Origin of the sequence: Chitinilyticum piscinae (assembly GCF_015223195.1) — a bacterium.
Taxonomy (GTDB): Bacteria; Pseudomonadota; Gammaproteobacteria; order Burkholderiales; family Chitinibacteraceae; genus Chitinilyticum; species Chitinilyticum piscinae.
This window is the reverse complement of sequence record NZ_JADFUA010000008.1, coordinates 64641-86225: the sequence shown is the minus strand read 5'-3', so window position 1 is coordinate 86225 and position 21585 is coordinate 64641. Positions and strand designations below refer to the sequence as shown.

General features: G+C 62.3%; 19 protein-coding genes. 3 read left to right on the top strand and 16 right to left on the bottom strand.

The features are described 5' to 3' along the window. Positions 1-51: 51 nt before the first annotated feature. The 3 genes from INR99_RS13190 to INR99_RS13180 all read right to left on the bottom strand — a co-directional run bounded on the left by INR99_RS13190 (position 52) and on the right by INR99_RS13180 (position 4231). A complete protein-coding gene (locus INR99_RS13190; protein ID WP_194116819.1) occupies positions 52-975 on the bottom strand; it encodes a phosphotransferase in 924 nt (307 codons plus the stop codon). 98 nt (positions 976-1073) lie between these two features. Then, on the bottom strand, positions 1074-3509 hold the full coding sequence (locus tag INR99_RS13185; RefSeq protein WP_194116818.1) for an ABC transporter permease: 2436 nt from the start codon (positions 3507-3509) through the stop codon (positions 1074-1076). Beyond that, positions 3506-4231 carry an ABC transporter ATP-binding protein gene (locus INR99_RS13180; protein ID WP_194116817.1) on the bottom strand — a complete coding sequence of 242 codons (726 nt, stop codon included), beginning with the start codon at positions 4229-4231 and terminating at the stop codon, positions 3506-3508. Before INR99_RS13180 ends, INR99_RS13185 begins: the two co-directional genes overlap by 4 nt. On the opposite strand from INR99_RS13180, the gene INR99_RS13175 reads away from it, so the two are divergent. Further along, positions 4230-4862 carry an arylesterase gene (locus tag INR99_RS13175; RefSeq protein WP_194116816.1) on the top strand — a complete coding sequence of 211 codons (633 nt, stop codon included), beginning with the start codon at positions 4230-4232 and terminating at the stop codon, positions 4860-4862. The genes INR99_RS13180 and INR99_RS13175 overlap by 2 nt on opposite strands. Here INR99_RS13175 and INR99_RS13170 read toward each other — a convergent pair. Beyond that, positions 4859-5938 (bottom strand): SGNH/GDSL hydrolase family protein, encoded by a 1080-nt coding sequence (locus tag INR99_RS13170; protein WP_194116815.1) that lies wholly within the window; start codon positions 5936-5938, stop codon positions 4859-4861. The genes INR99_RS13175 and INR99_RS13170 overlap by 4 nt on opposite strands. 222 nt (positions 5939-6160) lie before the next feature. On the opposite strand from INR99_RS13170, the gene INR99_RS13165 reads away from it, so the two are divergent. Continuing rightward, positions 6161-6316 (top strand): hypothetical protein, encoded by a 156-nt coding sequence (locus tag INR99_RS13165; RefSeq protein ID WP_194116814.1) that lies wholly within the window; start codon positions 6161-6163, stop codon positions 6314-6316. A gap of 64 nt (positions 6317-6380) precedes the next feature. Here the strand turns inward: INR99_RS13165 and aroA are convergent, their stop codons facing one another. The 4 genes from aroA to INR99_RS13145 form a co-directional block, all read right to left on the bottom strand. Further along, the gene (gene aroA / locus INR99_RS13160) at positions 6381-7679 is read right to left on the bottom strand and encodes a 3-phosphoshikimate 1-carboxyvinyltransferase (protein ID WP_194116813.1); all 1299 of its coding nucleotides are present in this window, start codon (positions 7677-7679) and stop codon (positions 6381-6383) included. Between the two features lie 10 nt (positions 7680-7689). Beyond that, on the bottom strand, positions 7690-8721 hold the full coding sequence (gene waaF, locus INR99_RS13155) for a lipopolysaccharide heptosyltransferase II (protein ID WP_228098316.1): 1032 nt from the start codon (positions 8719-8721) through the stop codon (positions 7690-7692). Positions 8722-8781: 60 nt separating this feature from the next. Next, a complete protein-coding gene (locus INR99_RS13150; RefSeq protein WP_194116811.1) occupies positions 8782-8985 on the bottom strand; it encodes a zinc-finger domain-containing protein in 204 nt (67 codons plus the stop codon). 64 nt (positions 8986-9049) lie between these two features. Continuing rightward, positions 9050-9970, bottom strand: coding sequence for a branched-chain amino acid transaminase (locus INR99_RS13145; protein WP_194116810.1), 921 nt, complete (start codon positions 9968-9970; stop codon positions 9050-9052). A gap of 205 nt (positions 9971-10175) precedes the next feature. Between INR99_RS13145 and INR99_RS13140 the strand changes: the two genes are divergently transcribed. Beyond that, positions 10176-12761, top strand: a complete 2586-nt coding sequence (locus tag INR99_RS13140) for an ATP-binding protein (RefSeq protein ID WP_194116809.1) — start codon at positions 10176-10178, stop codon at positions 12759-12761. Positions 12762-12815: 54 nt separating this feature from the next. Here the strand turns inward: INR99_RS13140 and INR99_RS13135 are convergent, their stop codons facing one another. The 8 genes from INR99_RS13135 to INR99_RS13100 form a co-directional block, all read right to left on the bottom strand. After that, a complete protein-coding gene (locus INR99_RS13135) occupies positions 12816-13826 on the bottom strand; it encodes a LacI family DNA-binding transcriptional regulator (protein WP_194116808.1) in 1011 nt (336 codons plus the stop codon). Positions 13827-13966: 140 nt separating this feature from the next. Then, positions 13967-14899 carry a ribose ABC transporter substrate-binding protein RbsB gene (gene rbsB, locus INR99_RS13130; RefSeq protein ID WP_194116807.1) on the bottom strand — a complete coding sequence of 311 codons (933 nt, stop codon included), beginning with the start codon at positions 14897-14899 and terminating at the stop codon, positions 13967-13969. A gap of 116 nt (positions 14900-15015) precedes the next feature. Next, positions 15016-15957: an ABC transporter permease gene (locus tag INR99_RS13125; RefSeq protein ID WP_194116806.1), complete on the bottom strand. Its 942-nt coding sequence runs from the start codon at positions 15955-15957 to the stop codon at positions 15016-15018. Between the two features lie 2 nt (positions 15958-15959). Further along, complete coding sequence (locus INR99_RS13120; protein WP_194116805.1) at positions 15960-17441, bottom strand: sugar ABC transporter ATP-binding protein; 1482 nt, start codon at positions 17439-17441, stop codon at positions 15960-15962. A gap of 13 nt (positions 17442-17454) precedes the next feature. Next, positions 17455-17853 (bottom strand): D-ribose pyranase, encoded by a 399-nt coding sequence (gene rbsD / locus INR99_RS13115; RefSeq protein WP_194116804.1) that lies wholly within the window; start codon positions 17851-17853, stop codon positions 17455-17457. Continuing rightward, positions 17850-18743, bottom strand: coding sequence for a ribokinase (gene rbsK, locus INR99_RS13110; protein ID WP_194116803.1), 894 nt, complete (start codon positions 18741-18743; stop codon positions 17850-17852). Before rbsK ends, rbsD begins: the two co-directional genes overlap by 4 nt. Before the next feature lie 149 nt (positions 18744-18892). Then, complete coding sequence (locus tag INR99_RS13105) at positions 18893-20464, bottom strand: GGDEF domain-containing protein (RefSeq protein ID WP_194116802.1); 1572 nt, start codon at positions 20462-20464, stop codon at positions 18893-18895. Continuing rightward, positions 20451-21548, bottom strand: coding sequence for a hypothetical protein (locus tag INR99_RS13100; protein WP_194116801.1), 1098 nt, complete (start codon positions 21546-21548; stop codon positions 20451-20453). The genes INR99_RS13105 and INR99_RS13100 overlap by 14 nt, the downstream gene beginning before the upstream one ends. Positions 21549-21585: the final 37 nt, after the last annotated feature.

Genomic DNA, 21585 nt, shown 5'->3' with positions numbered 1-21585 from the left:
TTTTGTTGGGTATTGCGTGGTAGCCCCCGCAAATCAATGCAGGGCGATACATTAAGCAGGTACCGCACGAGGCACCAGTGCTCGCGCCTTGGCTACCTTGCGGTTCAGCTCTTCCTGGTTGTAACGCCCGCCGGCCTGGAGGTGGCGTACCCCCTCCCAGACGCTGTAGAAGGCCAGCCGTGCATGCAGTCCATCGTCCAGCGGGAATTTGGCCAAGTAGGTCTCCAGAAGCCGGAAATCTGGCCTGACTTCGCGCAAGTGGCGCAGATCGAGTTCGCGGTGCGAAAAACGTACCCAGCCTGGATCCAGCACGCCGCAGAGTCTTTGTGTGTCCGGATCCACCAGGAAATTGGCTGCATGGCATTCGTCGTGGATCAGGCTGGGGTGTGTGGCGCTGGACGCGGGCAACTGATCGAACTGGCGAGCCAGATCAAGCAGTGCGTCGCGCTGGCTCAGGTAGAGCAACTGTGCCGCCATCGGGCCGTGCAGCCAGTCGCATAATGCGGCCAGCTCGGCGCGGTAACTGCTGCAGAAGTCATCGCTGGCAACCCCGGCACGGGTCTGAAAGACGCCATCGCCGTGCAGGGCGTGCCAGCCCAGCAGTAGATCGGTGCATTCATCGGCAAAGCGGTCGATCAGTACCGGGGAGTCGAGTACATGGCTGGCCGGTTCGCCAGCCAGCACTGTCATCAACAGCGCTTCACCATTTTCTCCGGCACGATGTACGTCGATGATCTCGGGCAGTGCGATCCTGCTGTGCTGGCGCAGCAGTTCCAGGCTGGCGGCCTCGCGTGCGGCCTGGCCTGGCTGGCGATAGCACTTGGCAATCAGTTCGCCATCTTCACCGCGGATGCGGTAAATGTCGGCCAGGCTGCCGGCCGACTTGTCGACCCGTATGATGGGGGTGCCCAGATGCTTGCGGATCAGTGCCGGCAGGCCGGCTGGCAGCAATCCTTCGATTCGTTGCGTGGACATAAGCGATACTCCGGTAGTCTCTGCCCCGAGAATGCCTGTCTTATGTGACCAATGTTTTGCGCGCGCGCAAACCGGTTGCGGATGATGCCTGTGGCGTATTACCGCAACAGTGCTGCCGGTGTGCTGTTGGCCAGTCTCTGCAGTCGCCACATGCTCACCGATACCGCCAGCAGCATGCCAGCTAGCATCGCCAGCAAAGGGAGCCACAGATTGAAGGCAACGGGCACTTCGAGGGCAAAATGTCCCAGTGCCCAGCCCGTGCTGCTGGCGGCCATGCCGGCGGTCAGGCCACTTACCGCACCCAGCACGCTCTGCTCAGTCAGCCAAAGGCGGCGCAGGCGTGACTGCGTGGCGCCCAGTGCGCGCAGTAGCGCCGCCTCGCGACTGCGCTCCGCGGCATTCAGCTCAAGTGCGGCGGCCAGTACGGTCAATCCCGCGGCCAGGCAGAAAGCCAGTACCAGCTGGAGTGCCTCGGTGGCCAGCAGCAGAATTCGCCGCACTTCGTCGAGCAACTGCCCGATATCGAGCAGGGTGATGTTCGGATAGTGGTTGGCGATCTCTGGCAATATGCCGCGCCGATCCGTTGGCAAGTAGAAGCTCGTGATCATGCTGCTTGGCTGTCCGGCCAGCATTCCCTCTGTGCCTGTGACAAAGAAATTCGGGCGAAAGGAGTCCCAGTTCACTTCACGCAAGGCCAGTACCGGTGCCGTGACCCGGGTGCCGGCGATATCGAATTCCAGCGTATCGCCGAGCCCGATGCCCAGTGTCTTGGCCAGCCCGGCTTCAACTGTCCAGCCCTGCTCGCCAGCAGCGGGAATACGACCGGCCAGCAGGCGGTTATCCGCACGCAATGCCTCTCCCCAGGACAGGTTGAATTCACGCTCGGCCAGTCGCTGTGCACGCTCATCTGGATAGCTGGCCGGCTCGACCGGCTGGCCGTTGCGCGCCATCCAGCGCCCCCGGATCATGGGTTGAAACGCGGGCTCTGACAGGCCATGGGCCCGGAAGAGTGCCCCCAGTGGCTGGGCTTGTTCCGGCTGGATATTGATCGCAAAGTGATTGGGTGCCTCGCTGGGCACACGTTGCTGCCAGCCGGCCAGCAGATCGTTGCGGGTCACGGTCAGCAGGCAGAGTCCGGTGATGCCGAGGGTCAGCGCGCCAAGCTGTACGACGGCCAGTCCAGGCTGCCGCGCCAGAGGCCGAAGGGCCAGTCGCCAATGAGCACCGGGCAATGACAGCAGCAGGCGGATTAGCAGCCAGCCGCCCAGTCCGCACAGCACAACGGCCAGCAGCAGGCCGCCGGCGGTGAGCAAGGCGAGTTTGAGGTCACGCGCGGTCAGCCATAGCAGCACGAGCGTGGCCAGCGCGGCAATGCTCCATTGCAGTCCGAGACGCAGGCCGGGCTGCAGTTCCCGGCGCAGTACACGCAGTGGTGGTGTCCGGCTGAGTGCCAGTAGCTGGGGCCCTGCGGTGCCAGCCAGCAGCAGCAAGGCATAGGCGCAGGCCCATAGCCACGGTAGTGGGGTACTGGCTGGCAGACTTTGATTTCCGGTGCTTTCCAGCCAATACCCCATGATTTCTGCCAGTGCCCCCTGGCCAAGCCAGCCAAGCAGGCCGCCACTCAGGCTGGCAAGTAGTACCAGTGCGAGCAGTTCGCCGCCGAGCAGTTGCCGGATCTGTTGCTGGCTGGCACCAAGCGTACGCAGCAGTGCCACACTGTCGTAATGCCGCTGTACGAAACGGCGCGCGGCCAGCAGGATGGCGACACCTGCGAGCAGGGCTGCCAGCAGCCCGGCTAGCTGCAGAAAGCGGTCTGCTCTTTCCAGCGCCTTTTTAACTTCGGGGCGCGCTTCGCGGGCATCTTCCAGTCGTTCTCCGCGTTGCAGTTGCGGTTTCAGTTGCGCAGTCCAGGCCGCTACAGCAGAGGCTTCGCCTGCATACAGCAAGCCGTATTTGACACGACTGCCGGGGCCCTGCAGGCCGGTGGCCGGCAGGTCGGCCTCGTTGATCAGTACGCGAGGTTGCAGGCTGCTGAAATCAATGACTGCATCCGGTTCGCGAACGATCACGGCGCGTACCGTCAAGGTGCTTTGCCCGAGCTGGAAGCGCGAACCGGGTTTCAGTTGCCATTGCTCGGCAATGCGCCGGTCAATATAGGCTTCGCCCGCGAGTGGCGCAGGTGCATTGCCCAGGGTTGTGTCGAGCTTGCCTCGCAGAGGATAGTGCGCACTCACCGCCTTGATGGCCGCCAGCATGGTGCGACCGTCGCTGCGGATCATGCTTGGAAAAGTTGCCGTGTTGGCCATCCGCAATTGTCCGTTGCGGTAGTGCTGTGGCAATGGATGATCGCTCAGCAGTGCGGCATCGGCCGCAAGCAGCCAGTTGGCCTGCCCGGTCAGAGCCCCTTTGACGCGCTCGGCCAGCATTCCGACCGCCGTGATGGCCGCGACCGCAATCACCAGCGCGATCAACAGCAGCCGGAAATCCGCCGCCGCCAGATCGCGGCGCAGCAGTCGGGTCGTCAGTCGTATCATGCCGGCCACCCGTCTGGCATGGACTGGACGTGCAGCGCACCCTGCCGCCCGCCTTGGATCTGCAGCTGCATGCTGCAGCGTGCGGCAAGCTTCGGGTCGTGGGTGACCAGCACCAGCGTGGTGCCAGTCGCGGCATTCAGCTCGAACATCAGGTCGGCGATGCGCTCGCCGGTGGCGGTATCCAGGCTGCCGGTCGGTTCGTCGGCGAAGACCAGTCGGGGCTCGGTGGCAAACGCGCGCGCCAATGCAACACGCTGCTGTTCGCCTCCCGAAAGCTGACGGGGCGTGTGTCCCAGGCGCTGTCCCAGTCCTACCCGCTCCAGCCAGTGTCTTGCCCGTGCTTCGGCTGCGGGCGTGCCATGCAGCTCCAGCGGTACCAGTACGTTTTCCAGTGCGCTGAAGTCCGGGAGCAACTGGAATGATTGAAAGACAAAGCCTGCCAGCCGTCCGCGCAGCGCTGCGCGGCCATCTTCATTCAGGCTGCTTAGCGAAACGCCATCGAGCAGCACGTCGCCCTGGCTGGGGGTGTCGATGCCGGCCAGCAGTGCCAGCAGGGTCGATTTGCCCGAGCCTGATGCGCCAACAATCGCCAGAGATTCTCCCGCCGGCAGGCTGAAATCAATATCATGCAGGATGGTAAGTGATTCATCGCCGGCCGTGACCGTTTTACCGAGCTGGCGGGCGGCGAGCAGTGCGTTGCAGTTCAAAGAGGTGGTCGGCATGGTCGGGAAATTCTGGGCAAAGTTGTTGGGCAGTGTACTGCTAATTCTGCCGCTTGCGGGGTGGGCGGCAGCACCCAAGGCACTGGTACTGGGCGACAGCCTGTCTGCAGGTTACGGCTTGCCAGCCAGTCAGGCCTGGCCGGCGCTGTGGCAGCTGGCGCTGCAGCAGTCCGGCTCGCCTTGGCAGGTAATCAATGCCAGTGTCTCCGGTGAAACGACCGCAGGAGGGGTGACGAGGTTCCCGGCGCTGCTTAAACAGCATGCGCCGGCGCTGGTGATTATCGAGCTGGGAGCCAACGATGGTTTGCGTGGCCTGCCGGTGCGCGACATGCGGATGAATCTGACGCGCCTGGTGCAGCAGGCCCGCGCAGCCGGAGCTCGTGTACATCTGGTCGGCATGCGCATTCCGCCCAATTATGGTCCGGAATACACCAGCGAATTCGAGCAGGCGTTTGTCGGGCTGGCCAGAGAGCAGAAGCTGTCGTTCACACCGTTCCTGCTCGCGCCGCTGGGGGATGACCGGCGGCTGTTCCAGGCTGATCAGCTGCATCCCACAGCCGCGGGACAGGCGCGTATTGCTGACCAGATGGGGCGAGAACTGCGGCCCGTATTGGCGGGATTCCGTCCTTAAGGATTGGGCCAGGCAGGATTTTGTTCACGAATCCGGCTAATCAGCAATTCGGTCATGCGCCGATGATCGGCGAGGCTGGGATGCCAGCTGCAACCTGTCAGCTCCAGCTTGCCCCAGTCCAGAAAGCTGATCCGCTGGCCGCTCTGCTGTTCGTCGGCTACCAGCTTTTGTAGCAGGGGCCGCAGGCGGTCATCCGGCCACAAATAGGCGCCGGTAACAATGATGACTGGCTTGCCGTAGCGAGTACGCACCTCGCCCAGCAAGCCCTTGTAGGCGGCCAGCCAGTCGCGCGCCAGTTGTTCCTGGTTGCGCGCTTCACCAGCGCGCACGGGCGTCGAGAAATCGTTGGTTCCGAGCCCGATGACCACCACCTGTGGTTTCCAGGCGAAGTCGTAGCGGCTGGATGGCTCGGTCTGCAGTGTCAGCGGGTAGAAGGTTCGGAAGTCGTGCTCGGGGTTGTTGCCGTTCCAGTTGCGCAGCACACCCATTCCCGACATGGCGTTGGTCTGCCAGTCGGCCTGCAGGGCACGCGCTGTCTGCGCAGCAAAGCCTTGTGTGATGTCGGTATTCAGCCAGACCTGTTCTTCAGTGCATTCGCGTTTGCCAGACAGATTGCCCAGTGCGGCGGTATACGAGTCGCCAATGAATTCGATGCGTCGGGTGGGCAGTTCCGGTGGGGGCAGCACTTTGCCGTTGTCCAGCTGGAAGCCCAGCACGGTGCCTGTGTCCTTGGGGGATTCGGTGCGTTTGATCAGCCGTACCTGATGCTCGCCATCGCCCAGATTTCGCAACCAGATGCTGCGCTCGCCGGCTTCGGGGCTAATCTGGCGGGCAACCTTGCCGTCGATTTCCACGTTGAAATAGTTTTTGGCATCGTTTAGCCGGATACCCAGCGCACTACCGCTGAAACGCAGACTCCAGTTCACCCCGGGCCAGGTGGCTTGCCACTGTCCTTCGGCAAACCGGGTGCGCCCGCTGACCGAAATCTGGTTGGCGGGGAAGTCGGTTACGACGGCCAGTGCAGCGGTGCTGATGAGTGGCAGGAATGAGCAGAGTAGGAGCGTGGATTTGGACATGGAGGGGTATCGGCTCAGATCATTTGGGAAACGCCTGCTTTGGGTCTATACCCTGCGGCTTATTGGGTAAATGTCATTGACATGACGATTGGGTGTTTGTGACAGCAAGAGAATTGTAACAGCGGGTAAACAAATGCGGAAAAGGCGAGTACCATGCGCTCCGTAGTGGCAATACCGTATTCCCGTTTCCAGGGCCGGTGGCCCGATTTCAGGAGTGAGTGTATGAACCGCAGCCAGACCGCAACCCAGGCCAAGCACCGCAGCCATCCGACCGGTCTTCCGGCCTGGACCAGCCCGGGACGTGTTTTCCAGCAGATCCGCGATACCTTGCTGCCGCAGCCGGCCAGAACCCGTAGCCGGGTCGAGCGCGCCGACTAGTTTTGCGCCTCGGGCTCGCAAAAAAGGCCAGTCACTGACTGGCCTTTTTGATTATTCGGCGCACTCAGTTGCTGATGCGCGCCAGTTCCTCGAAATAGGTCGGAAAGGTCTTGGCGGTGCACTTGGGATCGAGAATCCGCACCGTCACGCCGCCGAGCGCCACCAGCGAGAAGCACATCGCCATGCGGTGGTCATCGTAGGTTTCGATGGCAGCATTGGCAATCAGCTGCGCCGGGGGGGTGACGACGATATAGTCCTGGCCTTCTTCGACTGTGGCGCCGACCTTGCGCAGCTCGGTGGCCATGGCAGAGAGACGGTCGGTTTCCTTCACGCGCCAGCTTTCGATATTGCGGATGGTCGTCGTGCCCCTGGCGAACAGCGCGGCCACGGCAATGGTCATAGCCGCATCGGGGATGTGGTTCAGATCCACGTCGATGGCCTTGAGTTGCCCGTCCGCGGGGGGCGCTGCTTCGATGAAATTGTCGCCCCAGGTGATCTGAGCGCCCATTTGCGCCAGCGTGTCGGCAAAGCGCTTGTCACCCTGGATGGCATCACGGCCGACGCCTTCGACGCGCACGGTGCCGCCACCGATCGCGCCGGCGGCCAGGAAATAGGACGCCGACGAGGCATCGCCCTCGACAAAGATCTGACCCGGGCTGCGGTAAGTCTGGCCGCCCTTGATGAAGAACTCCTTCCACTCGCGGCGGACAACTTCGATGCCGAATTTCGCCAGCAGGTTCAGGGTGATTTCGATGTAGGGCTTGGAAATCAGCTCGCCAACCACTTCGATGGTCATGTCGCGGCCAGTCAGTGGCAGCGCCATCAACAAGCCGGTGAGGAACTGGCTGGACACGTTGCCCTTCACCGCGATGCGGTCGCTGGACAGCTCCGCCGGGTGGATCTGCAGCGGCGGGAAACCCGGATTGGCCAGATAGTCGATCTTTGCGCCAGCCTGCACCAGGGCGTCGACCAGATCGCCGATCGGACGCTCGTGCATGCGCGGCACGCCGTGCAGGTGGTACTCCCCGCCCGACAGCGCCAGCGCCGCCGTCAGCGGGCGAAAGGCTGTGCCGGCGTTGCCCAGGAAGAGGTCGGCCGCTTTATTCGGAAAACTTCCGGCGCAGCCATGCACCAGAAAATCGCGGCTGTCGCCCTGTTGCTCGACCTTCACGCCCAGTGCTTCCAGTGCTTCGAGCATGCGCTGCGTGTCGTCGGAAGCCAACAGGCCCTGTACCAGCGTGCTGCCTTCGCATAGCGCGGCCAGCAGTAGCGTGCGGTTGGAAATGCTCTTCGAGCCGGGCAGGACAACGCTGCCGTTGACGCCAGCGATCGGTGCAAGGTCGAGGTGTTCGAGGTGCGACATGGGGTATCCTTCAGACGCCGAATTTAGTAATGGGGGAGGGGAGCATGGGTAGCAGGGTATCAAGTACCCGCTGTGGTTCCAGCTCGTTCAGGCAGTTCATGTGTCCTAGCGGACAGGTGCGCTCGAAGCACGGCGCACAATCCAGATCCAGCGATACAATTTGCGCCCGGTGCGATAGGGGGGGGGTGAATTCCGGCGAGCTGGAGCCGTACAGTGCCACCAGCGGCAGGTTCAGTGCCGCTGCCACATGCATCAAGCCGGAATCATTGCAGACCGCTCCGCGTGCGAGACTCATCAGGTCAATGGCTTCCGACAGGCTGGTCTTGCCGGTCAGATCGACGACACCAGGGGCCTGTGCGGCAATCTCGCCAGCAATGGGCGCGTCCTTGTCCGAGCCGAATAGCCACACCTGGTAACCGCGCTCCAATAAGGCGAGACTCAGCGCGGCGGCATGGCGTGCCGGCCAGCGCTTGGCCGGGCCGTATTCGGCACCGGGGCAGATCGCCACAATCGGCAGGTCGGTTGGTAGTTTCAGGCGGGCGCGCGTGGTATCGCGCTGGGCGGTATCAACACTCAGGCGCGGCTGTGCCGGACGAGGGAACGCTTGCCCGGCAGGTTCCGCCAGTGCGACAAAGCGCTCGACCATCAGTGGCAGGGCGTAAGGGTCGAGCTTGCGGGAATCGTTGAGCAGACCGTAGCGCGCCTCGCCGACCCAGCCGGTTCGCAGCGGAATGCGGGCAAACCACGGCACCAGTGCCGATTTCAGCGAATTCGGCAGCACGATGACCTGATCATAATGCGCGGCTTTCAGCTGCCGTCCGAGTTGCCAGCGCTTGCGCAAGCCCAGCTCGCCATGCCCGAAGGGGTTGTCGATGGCCTGGTGGACTTCAGGCATGCGGGCGTGCAGCGGACGCGTCCAGGCCGGAGCCAGTACATCCAGTTGCAGGCCGGGGTGGCGCTGGTGCAAGCGCATGTACAGCGGCTGCGCCATGATGGCATCGCCAATCCAGGCGGGGGCGACAATCAGTATTTTTTTCATCAGGCAATACAAAGGCCAAAGCGGCGCGGGATGCCCGGCGCCGCTTTGGCAGATGGGAAACGCTTAGTGGTGACCCTTGATCACTTCGCCGGCACGCAGTTTGTAGCGGGTGCCACAGTAGGGGCACAGCGCCTCGCCAATCTTGGTGACATCGAGGAAAACGCGCGGGTGCGAATTCCATTTCACCTGATCCGGGGTCGGGCAGTGCAGCGGCAGGTCGGCGGCGCCGACTTCGATTTCACGTTGGGTATTTTCTTTCAGTTCCATGTTCTCTTCCAGTCGTCGCTGGCGGGTATGGCTCTATGGGCCATATCCCGCTTGGTCTTACGGCTTATACCAGGGTGAGCCAGTCTTCGTGCTTCGGGTCGCGGCCCTGTACGCAATCGAAATAGCGCTGCTGCAGGCGGGCAGTGACCGGGCCGCGGATACCGGCGCCAATCGGGCGGTTATCCAGTTCGCGGATCGGCGTCACCTCTGCGGCGGTGCCGGTGAAGAATGCTTCATCAGCGGTATAGATTTCATCGCGGGTGATGCGCTTCTCGATGACTTCGATACCTTCCTCGCGCGCCAGCGTCAGCACGGTGTTGCGGGTAATGCCGTCCAGGCAGGAGGCCACGTCCGGCGTGTAGAGCTTGCCCTTTTTCACGACAAACAAGTTCTCGCCGGCGCCCTCGGAGGCATAGCCTTCGGTATCGAGGACCAGCGCCTCGTCGTAGCCGTCGGCGGCCGCTTCCTGGTGTGCCAGGATGGAGTTGATGTAGTAGCCACAGGCCTTGGCTCGCACCATCGACACGTTGACGTGGTGGCGGGTGAAGCTCGAGGTCTTCACTCGGATGCCCTTTTCCAGGCCTTCGGCGCCGAGGTACGCACCCCAAGGCCAAGCGGCCACGACGGTGTGGATGGTGTTGTTGGTCGCGGCGATCCCCAGCTTTTCGCTGCCGATGAAGGACAGCGGACGCAGGTAGCAGGATTTCAGGCCGTTTTCACGCACGACGGTTTTTTGCGCTTCGTTCAGCTCTTCGGCGGTGAACGGGATCTTCATCTGGAAGATCTTGGCGGAATTCAGTAACCGTTCGGTGTGGTCCTGGAGGCGGAAAATCGCTGTGCCTTTCGGGGTTTCGTACGCACGCACGCCTTCGAATACGCCCATGCCGTAATGCAGGGTGTGGGTCAGCACGTGGGTGGTGGCATCGCGCCACGGCACCAGCTTGCCGTCATACCAGATGACTCCGTCGCGATCAGCCAACGACATGTGTACTCTCCTTGAGCGTATTTTGGGTGTGCGGAAAAACCGCAATTGTAGCGCAAAGTGCCGGCGGTGTACGTGGTGTTCTGCCCTGGCCGGAGGGATTGGCTGCCCTGTGGCTGTTGCAAACGCTGCCAAGATTTATACAATCTGCGAGACAGTTTTTTGCCGTGCAAACATAATATTATTGTCAGTTTTCAGGTTGGCCGTCATGCAGGCATCCATGATTCAGGGTCTGGCCGAAGCGGTGCGCACCGCAGCGCCGGAGCGGTTGGGCATCACGCTGGTCGAAGGCTTTGCCTGTGCACTGCAGGCACGCCGTGTCGTGCTTCTTTTCGAAGACCAGGGTCGCTTGCGCGCGCGGGCGCAGTTCGTTCAGGGGCAGGCTGCGCTTGAGTATCCGGAACTGCAGGGGCTTGATACGTTCTACGGTTTGCCGGCACAGGCCCTGCAGAACCAATTGCAATCCCCGGCCCTGACCATGCTGGCCAGTGCCGCGCCAACCGACGAGTTATGGGTGCCGGCCGGTACGCAACCCAGCCCGCGCTACCAGCTGATCCTGCCGCTTGTTGACGAAGGGCGGCTCATCGCCGTGCTGTTTGCCGAGGCCGAGCGGATGGGTGATTTCGAAACCTTGCGTGCCAGTCCGGTGTTTCTGGGCGAATGTGCCGCACTGGCGGCGGTGCTTGTCTACCGGCGGCAACAGGATGAAGCCGGCCGTTTCTGCCACCTGGAGGCCGGGCAACTGCATGCCAGCCTCAGCCGCATTGAAGATGAGCGCCTGCTGTTGCAGCGTCTGGGCGAGGTGACACTGGAGCTCACGCGAGCCGCCGATCTGGATCAGCTCTACCACCGCGCCGTGTCGTTGGCGATCAGCCAGCTCGACATCGACCGCATGGGCTTGTTCGAGTACGACGCGGACAGTGGCGACATGCTGGGGACCTACGGAACCGATAACGAGGGCAGGGTGACCGATGAGCGCTGGTATCGCAGCGCTTGCCCGGTGCATGACATGTTTGGTGTCGCGCGCGCGCGCCCCGGCGAAGTCGTGGTCAAGGAAGATGCCGCGCTGTATTACGACAAGCAGGTGGTCGGGCGCGGCTGGAATGCACTGGTGGCGTTGCATCATGAAGGCGAGATCCTCGGCTGGATCGCCTGTGACAACTTCATCCGGCACCGGCCGATGCCGCCTGGTCAACGCGAAGTCATCAAGCTGTTTGCCGCCATTCTGTCGCAGCTGATGCGCAGCAAGCGTTTTGAAGCAGGCTTGCGTCAGGCGAACCAGCAGTTGTCGCTGCAGACCGAAGAGCTGCGCATCGCGCGTGATGCTGCTGAGGAAGCCAGCCGGGCCAAGAGCGAATTTCTGGCCACGATTTCGCATGAAATCCGTACCCCGCTCAATGGTGTGCTCGGATTTGCCCAGCTGCTGGCGGCTTCACCGCTCAATCACGAGCAGCGCGAGCAGCTGGCGAGCATCCGCCATTCCGGCGAGGCGCTGCTGGCGCTGATCAATGATTTGCTGGATTTCGCCAAGATCGAAGCGGGCAAGCTTGAGCTGGATCATCTGCCTTTCGACCTCGTGCAGGTCACGCGCGAAGCCTGCCGCATGCTGGCCCCCCGGGCAGCAGAGCGGCGGATTGAATTCCTGCTGGATATTGCGCCTGGTGTGCCGGTGCGAGTCTTGGGAGATGCGCTGCGTTATCGGCAGATCGTGCTCAATCTGCTGGCCAATGCCGTCAAGTTCACCGAAGCGGGCGGGGTGAGGGTGTCGGTACGCTGGCGCTCGGGCTGCATCGAGCTGGAGGTCCGTGATACCGGAATCGGTATCGCTGCGGAGCGGCAGCAACGGTTGTTCGAGCGCTTTTACCAGGCGGATTCGAGTTCGACTCGCCGCTTTGGCGGTACCGGGCTGGGGCTGGCCATCTGCCGGTTGCTGTGCGAGCTGATGCGCGGACACATCACGGTCGAGTCAGCTCCGGGGCGAGGTTCAACGTTCTGCTGTGTACTGCCGCTTGAGGCAGAGCAATTTGCCCCGGTGGATGCCGATGCACGTGCCGCCGCATTCCTGCAGGGGCGTCGCATTGGCTGGGTGGGCGACCCCGCCTGGCGCGACGAGCGGCTGCTACAGGTGCTGCGGGCTGCAGGAGTGGTATTGCTGGATCTGGCCGCTACCACCGAGTTGCCGCTGCTTGATCTGCTGATTATTGATGAATCACCCCGCGCGGTTGTTTCGCCGCTGCTGGACTGGTCGGGAGCGCCACCCCTGCTGTACAGCGGCTGGCATGCTCCAGCGGGCTGGGTGGAAGGCAGTAAGCGCCGATTGTTGCTCAAGCCGGTCTTCGGTCTGGATACCTGGCTGCAGGCCTTGCACCAGCTGCTCGGTGGTACGGGGCCGGTGCTGTTGCAGGAGCCGATCCCGGTGGTGGCCACGCTGCGTGGACAGGTGCTGGTCGTGGAGGACAATCCGCTCAACCAGCGCGTGGTAGCCATCGGCTTGCAGCGACTGGGGTGTGAGGTGGCGCTGGCCGCCAATGGGCTGGAAGCACTGGAAAAAGCCGCGGAAAACCAGTTTGACCTGATCCTGATGGATTGCCAGATGCCGGTCATGGATGGTCTGGAGGCGACCCGCCGCCTGCGGCAGCAGCCGCAAACTGCTACCCTGCCGATCATTGCTTTGACGGCCAATGCCTTGCAGGAAAGCGAACAAGCCTGCCTTGATGCCGGCATGGACGATTTCCTGACCAAGCCGATCAATTTTGATCTGCTGCGGCAAGTGCTTGCGCGTTATCTTGTCTAGGGTATGGGGCTATAGCCCTTTGGGCTGGCAGGCTTCCCGCCTATACCTGGTTCTTTATGCGCTTGTCGAACGGCGTAGTAGCCGGGCGGCGACCCATTCGGACTGGATGCGCTGCCCCTCCCGTAGCGCCAGGACTCGAGCCAGCGCGGCGGCGGCGAGCCCCGCGCTATCCTGGACGATGCTGTCGACGGCAACCGGCAGGCAATCCAGCAGATCGTGGTTGTCGAATGACGCCAGTCGCGGCGGGTTGCGGAACAGGTGGTGTTCCTTCATGTATGCCAGCACGCCTTCCAGTAGCGTGATCGAGGCGGCAAACACCACCTGCGGATAATGCCCCAGCGCCGCGTGGCAGGCTGCCATCAATTCGGCACCGGACTGGCGCTGGAACGTCCGCTGCCATACCCAGCCTTCCTGTTCGGGCAAGGCGGCGCGGGCCAGCCCGGCGCGGTAGCCTGCCAGCCGATCAATACTGGGCGAGAAATCCGGCTGCCCGCCGAAGAAAACCACTTCGTTCACGTCCGGTGCTGTGGCAAGTTCAGCGACCAGATCGGCCACCATGCCTTCGGCGGCCGTCACGACAAAGGGCAGGGGGCTGTCGGGAATCCGGCGATCGACCAGCACCAGTGGCGTGCGCTGGGCGTATCGGGAATAGGCCTCGGCGTCGACGGCGCTGGGCACCACCAGCAACCCGTCAACCTGACGCGACAGCAGGTGGCGAATGCCCTCGTCCTCGCGCTCCGGATCATCTTCACTGGTAACCAGCAGCAACTGGTAGCCCAGCGCGCGTGACTGGATTTCCAGCTCCTGCGCCAGCATGGCATGGGCAAAGTTGGTCAGCTCGGGGATAACCAGGCCGAGTGTGCCACTGCTGCGGTTGCGCAGTGTGCGCGCAGATTGCGAAGGGCTGAAATGATACTCGGCGGCGACCGCGAGTACCCGGTCTCGGGTGGCTGCCGCAATCCGGTATTCCGCCGCCCGGCCATTCAGCACCATGCTGGCGGTGGTTTTGGAGACACCGGCCAGTCTGGCAATGTCGTCAATGGTGAGGCGTTCGTACTGGCTCATGCCTGCTGGCCTGCAACTGGTCCGGTGCGGGACGCCGGACGTGTGGTTGATCGGGGTGGGCGGATTGCGCGCCGGATATGCAACAGGCCGGTCTGTACCGGCCTGTTGCGTCACGTCAGCCCCGGAACCGGGGCCGTGGCTTATTGTTTCACCAGATCCAGCGGTACCGGAATGCTGGCGTCGACCGCTTTGCCGTCAATGACCTGCTTGGCCGTTTGCACGCCCATCTTGCCGATCAGATCCGGTTTTTGCTGCACGGTGGCGGCCATTTTACCTTCCTTCACGGCCTTCACGGCATCATCGGTGGCATCAAAGCCGACAACGACGACGTTTCTCACCCCGGCAGCCTCGATGGCCTTGAGCGCGCCCAGTGCCATTTCGTCATTGTGGGCGAATACGCCGACCACATTTTTGTTGCCCTGCAGGATGTTTTCCATCACCGACAAGCCCTTGGCGCGGTCAAAGTCGGCTGGCTGCTTGGCAACCACTTTCACGTCCGACTTGCCGGCGATGCCGGCATTGAAGCCTTCGCCCCGCTCACGGGCGGCGCTGGAGCCCGGAATCCCCTCCAGCTCGACGATATTGCCCTTGCCGCCGATTTTTTCCAGCAAAAATTCCGCCGCCATCTTGCCGCCGGCTTTGTTGTCCGATGCGATGTGGCTGGTGACCGGTGCGCCGTTGACGCTGCGATCCAGCGAAATTACCTTGATGCCCGCATCTTCGGCCTGTTTGACCACACCGGCCACGGCATCGGAATCGGCCGGGTTGATCAGGATGACGCTGACCTTTTTCTGGATCAGATCTTCGATATTGGCGATCTGCTTGGCCGGATCATTCTGTGCATCCACGGTGATGAGGGTGATGCCCTGTTCCTTGGCCGCCGCTTCGGCCCCGTCTTTGAGACTGACGAAGAAGGGGTTGTTCAGTGTCGAGATCGACAGGCCTACGGTGTTGTTGCCGGCTGCCGCCGGGGTCGCGCTGGCGGCAGGCTGGCTATCCGGGCCTTGCTTGGTGCAAGCGATCAGGCCGACGGTCAAGAGGCCGAGCAACAGGGGGGAGAGAAAGCGTTTCATGGATCGACTCCTGATAGTGTTATGGGTATGGTTCTGTAACCAACTGCTTTCAATGGCCGGGTGTGGATACCCCGGCTTTCTTCTTGGTGGGCTGGCGCTGGCCAGCCCCTGGGTCCTTATTTCTTGCCTCCGCGATCGATCAGCACTGCCAGCAGGATGACGACGCCCTTGATGACCTGCTGGTAGAAGCTGGAGACGCCCAGCAGATTCAGGCCATTGTTCAGTACGCCGATAAGCAGTGCGCCGACCAGCGTGCCGAAGATCCAGCCCCGCCCGCCGGTGAGGCTGGTGCCGCCCAGCACGACCGCGGCGATCGCATCTAGCTCGTAGCCGGTGCCCGCGGTCGGCTGGGCCGAATTCAGGCGCGAGGTCAGGATGATCCCGGCCATGGCACTCATAGCCCCGGATATCGTGTAGACCCAGATCTTCACACTGTCGACCGAGAGGCCCGACAGGCGCGAAGCTTCTTCGTTGCCCCCCACGGCATACACGTGGCGGCCGAAGACGGTTTTCTTCAGTACAAACCAGAACACGACGAACAGCAGCAGCATCCAGATCACTGGAACCGGGATCAGGTTGGCCACATAGCCGCCACCGAGCATGCTGAAGAAGTCACTGTTGAGCCCCGTCACCGGGCGGCCTTCGGAAAAGACCAGCGAGAGTCCGCGCAGGATGGTCATCGTGCCCAGCGTCGCAATGAAGGGGGCCACCTTGCCCTTGGCAATCACGACACCGTTGGCGGCGCCCATCAGCGCCCCGGCCAGAATGCCGATCATCGTTGCCAGTGCCGGATCCAGCCCCAGCGCGCTGATCAGCTTGGCGGTCAGCACGGACGAGAGCGCGAGAATCGAGCCGACGGACAGATCGATCCCCCCCAGCAAAATCACCAGCGTCATACCAAAGGCAATCAGTGCATTGATCGATACCTGGCGCATCACGTTGAGCAGGTTGCCCATCGTGAGGAAATCCGGGCTGGCGATGGACAGCCCGGCACAAACGACCAGCAGGGCGATAAAGGGCCCCAGCTTCTGCAGCAGGGCTTTCTGTTCTTGAGTCATGATTACTGACCTCCGGCCGCAGCGGCCATGATGGATTCCTGGGTAGCGGTTCTGGCATTGAAAATGCCGGCCTGGCGGCCCTGATGCATCACGAGGATGCGGTCGCTCATGGCAAGGACTTCCGGCAGCTCCGACGACACCATCACGATGGCGACGCCCTGAGCGGCAAGTTCATTGATGATGTGGTAGATCTCGGCCTTGCCGCCCACGTCAACCCCGCGGGTAGGCTCGTCCAGCAGCAATACCTTCGGCTTGATTTCCAGCCATTTGGCGAAGACCACCTTCTGCTGGTTGCCACCGGATAGTGATTTCACCTCCAGCTCCGCATCGCGGGTGCGAATCTTCAGCCTGGCGATCTGCTCGTTCACAGCCTGCGTTTCACTGCCGCCGTTGATGACGCCACTGTTTGCATAACCGTGCAGATTCGTCAGTGTGATGTTCTCCCGCACCGACATCCCCAGCACTAGCCCCTGGCTCTTGCGGTCTTCGGTGACAAAACCGATCCCGGCACTGATGGCGTCCTGGGGTTTACGTATGTTCAGCGGTATGCCTTCGAGCTCCACTAAGCCCGCTGATTTGCGGTTGATGCCAAACAGGGTTTTAAGGATCTCACTGCGACCCGCTCCCATAAGCCCGGCGATACCGAGCACTTCTCCGGCGTGTACGGCAAAATCGATGCCGCTGATCTGTCCCTCATCGGCCAGCCCCTCCACGCGCAGACGGACGGCTCCTTGTGCCACCGTGCGCCCAGGGAAGCGCTCGCCAATTTCCCGGCCAACCATCATCGCGACAATTTCATCGAAATTGGTTTCGGGAATATTGCGCTCACCGACAAACTGGCCGTCGCGCAGCACGGAAATCTTGTCGCAGATCTGGAAAATTTCCTCCATGCGGTGCGACACATAGACGATGCCGACACCGCGCGCTTTCAGGTCGTGCATGATTTTGAACAACAGCTCGATTTCACGGTCGGTGAGGGCGGCGGTGGGCTCGTCCATGATCAGCACCTGAGCGTTGAGCGAGAGTGCCTTGGCAATTTCCACCATCTGTTGCTGGCCGATCGACAACAGGCCGGCTTCGGTCTGCGGATCGATCTGCCCTGCGCCGAGCAGGGCCAGGTATTCCAGGCAGTCGCGTTTCATCTTTGCCCTGTCGATCACCCCGTAGCGGCGCGGCTCCCGGCCAAGAAACATATTCTCCATGACCGTCAGCTGCGGGATCAGATTCAGCTCCTGATGGATGATGGCGATGCCAAGCCGTTCGGCATCCCGGGTGGAGCGGATCTGTACCTTTTGCCCGTCGATGCCGATTTCACCGGCATCGGCCTGGTGAACGCCGCAGAGAATTTTCATCAGGGTTGATTTTCCGGCGCCGTTTTCACCCATCAGGGCATGAATTTCACCGCCACTGAGCGTGAATGCCACCCCTTCGAGTACGCGCACCGGGCCGAAGGCCTTGCTGATGTCGTGCATGCGGATCTGCATGATGGTCTCCGCTTCAGAAAATCACGCCGGAATACAGCACGACATTGGCGTATGGGCTGGCTTCGCCTGTACGGATAATCGCGCGGGCTTGACGGCAAGCAGCCTTGAATTCTTCGTGTGGAACCATGCGGACTGCGCAGCCGCTGGCTGCCAGCCCCTCGGCGCTGTGCACGACGGCCGGGTTGTGCTCGCGCGATTCGCTGGCGAAGAGTGCTTGTTCGCACTGGAAATCCGCGAGGACCGCGTCAAGCACGCTGAAGAAGTCCGGGCTGCCGAGTGTGACGGACAGATCGATGCATTCGACACCTGCCGGAATGGGCAGGCCGCAGTCGGCAATCACGATGCTGTCGGTGTGCCCCATGCCGGCAAGAACACGAGCGATGTCACGGTTGAGAATGCCATGTTTTTTCATGCTTGCTGCTCCAGAAAACGGGTCAGTTCTGCCAGTGTTGGCATGCCGCTCTGTGCACCGGCACGGGTGACCGAGAGCGCGCCTGCGGCGCAGGCCAGGCGCAGGGCTGCCGCTGGGCCTTGTCGCCAGAACGCTGCTAGTGCGCCGTTGAAGGTGTCCCCGGCGCCCGTGGTGTCAATGGCGCGAACCGTGAAACCAGCCTGCTCGATGATCTGGCCAGTCGGGGTGATATAGGCGGCACCCTCCTTGCCCAATGTCATGACAACCCGTCCGGGCAGACTGGCAAGCTGGGCTCGCCAGTCATCCCCCGAGACATCCAGTGCGGTGGCTAGCTCGTGCTGGTTGGGAGTCAGCAGGGAGACCAGATCAAGTAGTTCCTGCGGCAGCACTACCGCAGGTGCCGGGTTCAGTATGAAAGGTTTGCCGTGCAGCCGGGCCCGCTGCGCCGCGGCCAGAATTGTGGGTAGCGGAGTTTCCAGTTGTGCCAGCACAACGTCGGTCGCCGCAAAGGCGGCATCGGCCTGTGCAATGTGTTCCACGCTCAGTGCATGGTTGGCGCCGGGAATGACCGTAATGGCATTTTCCGCCTCGCAAACAGTGATACTGGCTACCCCGGTAGGCGTGCCAGGGATGCGGGAAATCCATTGCGTATCAATGTTTTCTGCCTGCAGTCCCGCCAGCAGGTTTTGGCCGAAGCTGTCGTCCCCGACGCAGCCCAGCATGGTGACGCTGGCACCGAGCCGGGCTGCCGCGACAGCCTGGTTGGCGCCCTTGCCACCGGGAAACGTGGCGAAATGCGAGCCGCAAAGGGTTTCGCCCGGACGGGGGAACTGGCTGGCGGTTACCACCAGATCCATGTTGATGCTGCCGACTACCAGAACGCTGGTCATGTTCGACTCCGTTGTGTTGTGACTCTCGATACCCGAAGGCGGAATCTGCTCCGCTCTTTGACTGTTAGTGCATGCTAAACCGTAATCAGCATCTGGATTTGATTTATATCAAGTGGATGTAGTCAATGCAATGGGACTACGGAAATCCCTTATGGGCGCTGAGTGGGCGCAAACGCCCATTCGACCCGGTTGCGCCCCTGTTGCTTGGCACGGTAGAGCGCCTGGTCGGCTAGCCGCAGCAGGGCAGGGCCGTCGAAAGGAGGGGCTTCACAGCAGGCGCCGCCGAAGCTGGCCGTGACGTGAAGGGTGCTTTGCAATTCCGTCCAGGCGTACTGCTCGATCGCCATGCGCAAGCGTTCGGCTACTTGCTGGGCAGCAGAGCCACCGGTATCGGGCAGTAACAGGACAAACTCTTCGCCGCCATAACGTGCGATCAGCTCGTGATTACGGCAGGTGCTGCGCAGCAGTTCCGCCAGTCGGGTCAGCACGACATCGCCCAGATCATGGCCGAAGCGGTCATTGATCTGCTTGAAGTGGTCGGCATCGAGAATCAGAATCGAGCACGGTAGCCTCGGATGCTCGCGCAGTTCGCTGAAGTGCTTTTCCAGGTGGCGGCGATTATGCAGCCCGGTGAGCGGGTCGGTACTGGCTGCCTGCGCAAGATTGAGGATTTCGTTGCCCTGCCGGGTGATGGTCAGTCGCAGGTTGTGGTATTCCTGCTCTTGCAGGGCCAGATTGATCCGGTCTTCCAGTTGCAGTAGCCGTCGCCGTGCGGCCGTGGATAACCTGGGGAGCTTCTGCAGGGCATGGTTGTGCGCAAAATGGTGCAGGAACGCCTTGTAGTGCTGCAGGGCGGCCGGATAGTCGCCGCGAGCTGCCGCGTCTTCACTGGCTTTGAGGGTGTAGCGCTCGAGCAGGGTGGCCGAGTTGATGGCCTCGGCGCTGCGGATGGCCTCGGCAAAATGAAGTTCGGCGGAGACATTGTCCCGTGCATTGCAGAAACGTTGCCAGGCCACCTGGCTCAGCACCCAGCCAAATCCCAGCTCACGCGCGATGAGCTCTGCCTGATCCAGTTGCTGGTTGCTCTGTGCGGCATCGTCCTGGGCGCTGACGGTGGCGCGGTACAGCCAGTACTCGGCTTGCCAGTGCCGGTTGCGGCACAGGCTGATCGGGCGGGCGAGCAGGGCCAGCGTGCAGTTGGCCGTGTCCAGATCGCCCAGTGCCAGCAGATCGACTGTCAGGCAGAGATAGGCGGCACAGAGGATGTCGCGGTTCAGCAAGGGCAGGGCAAATTCGACCGCCCGATTGTGATAATGACGTGCGCTGGCATGATCCTGCAGCACCCAGAAGCTTTTGCCCAGGCCTGTGAGAGCCCGAGCCGCGTAATCGGCCTCATGCTGTTCGAGGGCAAGCTCCAGGCAGGCCGACCAGTGCTGGATGGCTTGTTCCAGTTCGCCCGTGACCATGCAGTGCCCCCCGGCCTCATCGCGCAGCTCCAGCCAGTCGCGGATCAGTTTGCTGCGCCGCAAGGGACCCAACATGCCGTTGATTTCCCGGATTGCCGCAGGGTAATCGAAGCGCCCGAGCGCACGGGCTGCCAGAACGCGCGCCTGCAGTCCCGCAGTGCTGCTCCAGCCGCTCTGGCGAGCGAGTGCCAGCGCCTGCTGTCGGGTGCAGTGCGGATCGTGATCGAGCAATGCCAGCAATTCAGCCAGAGGCATGCGTGCTCTCCAGCTGCGCGAGGCGCTGTGTGAGGCGATGGTTGGCTAGTCGCAAGCGAATATTGTCGAGTTGCAGTGCCAGTTGCCGGCGCAGGCCGCAAGGCAGAGTCTTGCTTCTTGCGCTGCCGGCCAGTGCCTGCACCCGCAGGGCATGCCATTGTTGATAGACTGCCAGAGCGGGCTGTGCCTGGCCGGAGGCTTCGAGCCACTGCGCCAGTTGCCATTGCTGTGCGGCGGGCAGCGCACGGGGAACCGGGTCATAGGTGCTTTGCTGCAGTAGTGCTATCGCTTCGGACCATTGCTGCTGGCCCGCCGCGATTTCGGCGCGGTTCTGCAGCGCCTGTTGCAGCCCCCACTGATAATGGCTGCGGCGAGCCAGATGCTCGGCCTTGCTGGCGCGCAGCTGGGCTGTGCGGTAATCCTTTTCCCGGTTGGCCAGACGCGCCTGCAAATTGGCGAGATCGACCAGCCAGTGGTGATCCATGGTGTGCTGGTCTGCTGCTTCGAGTTCATCAAGCCAGCCTTGCAGTTCACTGCGCGGGCTGCTGTCAACCAGTTGGCTGAGCATGAAGAGGGCGCAGCGAAAGCGCAGGCGTGCCAATCCGTAATCGCAGGCGGTGTGATGGGCGAACGCAATTGCTTCCAGTGCCAGGGTGGGCTGCTGTTCCTGCAGCAGCAGATTGCTCAGTCCAAGGCAGGCGTCACAGAGCGCGGCTGGGCGTTCCTGTTGTTCAGCCAGTGTCATCACGGTGAACCACAGGCGCAGGGTGAGCTGATGGCGCTGCTGTTCCTGCGCAGCACGTGCCTGGATCTGTAGTGACAGTAAGCGGTAATCGAGACTGTCGCCGCGTAGGGCCAGTCGGCCTAGCAGTCTGGCGTAATGCTGCAGCTGCCGATAGTCGAGCACCCCCCAGGCGGCGCGGGCGGCGAGCTCGGCCAGCGGCATGGCGCAGTCGAGATCGTCGCGGGCCTGGGCTCGACGCAGGGCTTGTTTGAGCAAGGGACGTACCTGCGGATCACCTTCGCGCACCCGCTGGCGCAGACTGTCCAATTCCTGTGCGGAGACTGTTGCGGGGGCATCCATCCGAGCTCTGCCATGCTGCATCGTTCAGCTCATTATC